This window comes from Flavobacterium sp. (genome assembly GCF_029242675.1).
GTDB lineage: Bacteria > Bacteroidota > Bacteroidia > Flavobacteriales > Flavobacteriaceae > Flavobacterium.
On sequence record NZ_JAQWTM010000294.1, the window covers coordinates 1 to 4,808 of the forward strand.

General features: G+C 35.5%; 4 protein-coding genes. 2 read left to right on the forward strand and 2 right to left on the reverse strand.

From position 1 onward, the window contains the following. Positions 1–1,493, reverse strand: a 1,493-nt coding sequence (locus P8M54_RS10635) for a CocE/NonD family hydrolase (protein WP_300287817.1), incomplete at its 3' end; no start/stop codon positions are given. 342 nt (positions 1,494–1,835) lie between these two features. Then, entirely contained in the window at positions 1,836–2,315 is a 480-nt protein-coding gene (locus P8M54_RS10640) for a hypothetical protein (RefSeq protein ID WP_300287818.1), read from the reverse strand. A 367-nt stretch (positions 2,316–2,682) separates the two neighbouring features. On the opposite strand from P8M54_RS10640, the gene P8M54_RS10645 reads away from it, so the two are divergent. Both P8M54_RS10645 and P8M54_RS10650 read left to right on the forward strand, forming a co-directional pair. Further along, positions 2,683–3,573, forward strand: coding sequence for a hypothetical protein (locus tag P8M54_RS10645; protein WP_300287820.1), 891 nt, complete (start codon positions 2,683–2,685; stop codon positions 3,571–3,573). A gap of 294 nt (positions 3,574–3,867) precedes the next feature. Then, a partial coding sequence (locus P8M54_RS10650) for a TRAM domain-containing protein (protein ID WP_300287821.1) occupies positions 3,868–4,808 on the forward strand: 941 nt, incomplete at its 3' end.

Here is a 4,808-nt window from a genome sequence, read left to right on the forward strand (position 1 = left end):
AAAACATCAATTACTTTAACAACCCAGTCCGCATCCGTTCCTGTGGTTGCTACTTGTAATTTCGCTAAAATATCTCCAGCAAGTGTAGTATCATCTTCTAAAACCGAAGTTTCAAAAACAAGTACATCTGGGCGACGCGCAGCAAAACGCTGGTCATCAGTCATGTATTTTCTAGGTGTGATTCCTCTTTGGTTGATATCCTCCGTAAAAGGAACTGGTTTCTTAGGATCACTTACAAACTCTTCAAAAGCAAAGTTACGCTGCCCTTGACGAGATAATTTATTTCCTTGCAAGTAAAAATCTTGTTTCTCCGTGTTTTTAGGAGGCCATGCGCCATAGGTTTTCCACTCTTTAGCTCCGGTGTCAAACATATAGGCTTCTGGTAATTTATTTTCTCCTTTACCGTTGTCTTTCAAAAAGTGACGGAAAAAGTTGGCTTCAATATTCTTTTGGTAAAAGCCTGAAATACTGTCTCCAAAATTAATATTTCCAATAGTAGCATTCGCTGAGTTTCTTGCCCAATCTCCATGGCTCCAAGGTCCCATTACAATAGTATTGTAGTTTTTACTGCTTTTTTCTATTGCTTGGTAGGTATTTAATGGTCCGTATAAATCCTCTGCATCAAAAAAGCCACCTACTGTCATGACAGCAGGTTTAATATTTTTTAGATGTTGTAAAATCCCTCTCTTTTGCCAGAAATCATCGTAGCTAGCATGGTCTTTTAGCTGTTGCCAAAACTCGTTGTCCTTACCGTAGTATTTATCTAAGTTTGACAATGGTCCTGCATCTAGAAAAAATTGATAATCATCCTTAGTTCCTAAATCTGGCATTTGGTACCAAGCTTTAGTGGTTCGTTCTGTTTTTTGGATCCCAAATAAAGGTGTGGCTTTCCAGTAGCTTAATAAATAAGCTCCATTATGGTGAAAATCATCAAAGAAAAAATCACTTATACAAGCTTGTGGCGAAACCGCTTTCAAAGCTGGGTGGTTACTCAACAACGAATAAGTCGAGTAAAATCCAGGGTAAGAGATTCCCCAAACACCAACATTTCCGTTATTATTTGGTGTGTTTTTCACCAACCAATCAATGGTATCGTAAGTATCTGATGCTTCATCGATATCTTTTTTCGTTTTCTTGTTCGGAATAAAAGCACGCATATTGTCGTACAAACCATCGCTCATCCACCGACCACGAACGTCTTGGTAAACAACAATGTAGCCTTCCTTCATCATGGTTTCACTAGGACTTATGCTACGTTTAAATTCTGTTGCACCATATGGAGACGCATTGTAAGGCGTACGTTGCATGATGATTGGATATTTTTTAGAAACATCCTTTGGTGAGTAAATTACGGTAAACAATTCTGCTCCGTCTCTCATTTTAATGTGTACCTCTTTTTTGGTATAATTATCGGCAACATAATTCGGTTTATTTTCTTGAGCCAGGAGCGTCGCTGAAATAAATAAAAGCGATAAATAAAGTAATTTTTTCATAAAACAGAATACTAAATAATAATCCCGTAAATATATTGTCTTTATGTAGATATTTTATGATTTATTCTTACTTTTTGCTGTTAAAATTAATATTCGAAAATTAGTCCTTTTCTGCTTTGGGCATTCCCTTATGCCAGAACCCTTAAATCCAAAACACTATCCCGATTGGCACAAGGGCGGGCTATTCGTTCTATCTTTAGGGCATCGTTAAAAAACGATTCCCTAAAGGATGCCACTGCTATCCCTAATGCAAGAATACATTCCTTACGATTTGCACTGTCGAAGAAGTCAGACTACAATTTATGAAAGTAAAACACGTCTCTTCCTTACACAAAATGGTCATTACGCTTTCGTATTTTTTATAAAAGTTCCATCTCTTGAAAAGACTTGAATCACATACTCAGCATCAATATAAATTCCTATTTCATACGTGACTTCTTTATCAGAATCTGTTACTAGAACGGCATCAGCAATTGCAAAAGTAGGATAGTTTTGTTTCATATACATTCTAGCAGCTTCAGGCAACTCTTTATAATCTACAGTTGCAGCGAAAGCAATTTGATTGCCGTTGATTCCATAAATGGCTTGACAATAGCGTTTGTCAAAGATAAATTTAGCAATATACACTAACGTTTGATCTCCTTCGCCTTTATATCTAGAAAACCAAACGGGATCTTTCTCTGAATACATACCGTTGAAACTTTCAGAAACCACTAATGGAATGTTGCTATCTACTTTAGAGTTACCGCTTTTTTGTGCTTGTGTCAAAGACCCAAAAAACAATAAAAAAACGAGGCATAATGTGGTGTTTACTATTTTCATAATTATGGTTTTTCTTAAAAATAAGAATTTTTAAATTTAAATAGTCACTATTATACTGGTTTAGTAAAATTTTATGACTGTTTTATCTCTAATATTGAGGGTAAATTTCATTTTGAAAAAATAATAAGTATTGCATTTTTTTACACTAATTGGTCAAAATAGTAGACAGTTGGCCGTTTCATAACCTGCTAGTTTACAGCAACAAAATATCACTTTTCTAGTTTTTAAATAAAATAGTTTTCATAGCTTTGGTAGCGTTGCAAAGTGTAGCGAAAGCGTCGTTTAATTTAGTTATAAAAAATGCTTCCGTTTCCTAAACAAAAGTATTTCCTTAACCTGGTCACGCCCTAAATATCGATTTGTATCAATGAAAAAAATATTCAGTAATTTTTTATCCGAAAGTTTTAGAGAACGCCTCGAGCGCATCATCATAGGGATAGCTATTGTTAGTTTTCTAGCGCATTTACTAATTATTTTTTTAGTAGACCAAGACCTAATTCACCTTAGTTCAAAGCTTACTAAAAGTCCCATATCTGCAGTATACACTCCCTTTTCGTTCATTCTAGTTTATGAGGTGTTTTTGCTTGTATTTTATTTACCAAGATCTATTTCGAGCTATATTGGGAAACAATACGAAATCATAACTCTTATTGTAATTAGAAGAATATTTAAGGATATAGGGTATATGGAACTTTCGGGGGACTGGTTTCAATCTGAAAATGATTTACAATTTACGTATGACCTAGTAACGGCGATTATTCTTTTCTTTTTGATTCAGCAATTTTATAAAAAACTAGAGCAGCAAGCCACCAAGGAAATCAATAAAAATATTGCCGCACAAACACAATTAAAAATTAACAAGTTCATCCAATTAAAAAAAACGATCGCTACTATTTTAATTCCTGTAGTTCTTGTTCTTGCTGTTTATTCATTTGTCAATTGGATAATCATCTGTCAAGAAAGTGGATGGAATGATATTGCCACTTTTAAAAATATTAATAATATTTTCTTTGAGGATTTCTTTATTCTACTAATTATAATCGACGTGATCTTGTTGCTTTTCTCTTTTTTCTATTCTGACAGTTTTCATAAAATCATAAGGAATTCGGGTTTTGTAATCTCGACCATACTAATAAAACTTTCTTTTTCAGTTCACGGCATTATCAATAATGCCTTGATTTTAGGCGCTGTGGTTTTTGGTTTTCTAATTTTACTAATTCATAATTCCTATAAAAGTAGTGATGATGCCTCACATTGACTTTTTCAGCATTCTTATCGCTGTGTGAGCGGTTTCTAACTTTACAATCATCAACATCAAAGTGTACTACTTCTCTGCCCCTGATTGCAGCGGAAAACCCGCAGGATGGCAGGCTTACTAGCCCTTGCTGCTGCAGAGCGACCGGAGGAAGCTCCTGCAACAGCTTAGGGCTATTGCCTGCGAACCGAGGATTTGAGGCGGAAAGCAGGAATAGGCTCAGATAAAAAACAGCCTTTTTTGAAAATATTTGATAAATTAAATTTATAAAAGTTTACAAACGCTTATTTTTGCGCCATGGCTAAGAAAAATACAGACAAAGTTGTCTTTCATCAAATAAAAGTCCTTGATGCTGGTGCAAAAGGCGTTTCGGTAGCAAAGGCTCCCGATGGTAAGGTTGTTTTTATCCCTAATGTCGTGCCTGGCGATGTGGTAGATGTGCAAACATTTAAGAAACGTAAGGCGTATTACGAGGGTAAAGCAGTTCATTTTCATGAATTCTCAGAGCATCGTGTGGAACCTGTTTGCGAGCATTTTGGTGTTTGTGGAGGTTGTAAATGGCAGAATATGAATTACGACCAACAACTTGTTTTTAAACAAAACGAGGTCAAAAATCACTTGCAACGTATTGGAAAAATTGAATTACCTGAATTCGAAGCGATTCTAGGTTCAGAGAAAAAGTTTTTCTACCGCAACAAAATGGAATTTTCGTTTTCGAATAGCCGTTGGTTAACCGAAGCGGAAATCGCGAGTACAGAAGATCTAGGAAACCGTAATGCACTAGGATTTCACATTCCGAAAATGTGGGATAAAATTCTAGATATCAATAAATGTCATTTACAGGAAGATCCATCGAACGCGATTAGAAATGAAGTTCGTGATTTTGCTAACGCTAACGGACTTACCTTTTTTAACCCAAGAGAACATTCAGGTTTATTGCGAACTTTGATGTTGCGTACGGCATCGACTGGTGAAATCATGGTTTTGATTCAGTTTTTTGAAAACGATAAAGCCAATAGAGAGCTGATCTTGGATCACTTATACGAGAAATTCCCTCAAATTACTTCACTGCAATACGTGGTGAACAATAAGGCGAATGATACCTTATATGATACGGATATTAAATTATACAAAGGGCGCGATTACATCCTAGAGGAAATGGAAGGACTGAAATTTAGCATTAACGCTAAATCGTTTTACCAAACCAATTCCGATCAAGCGTACGAATTATACAAAAT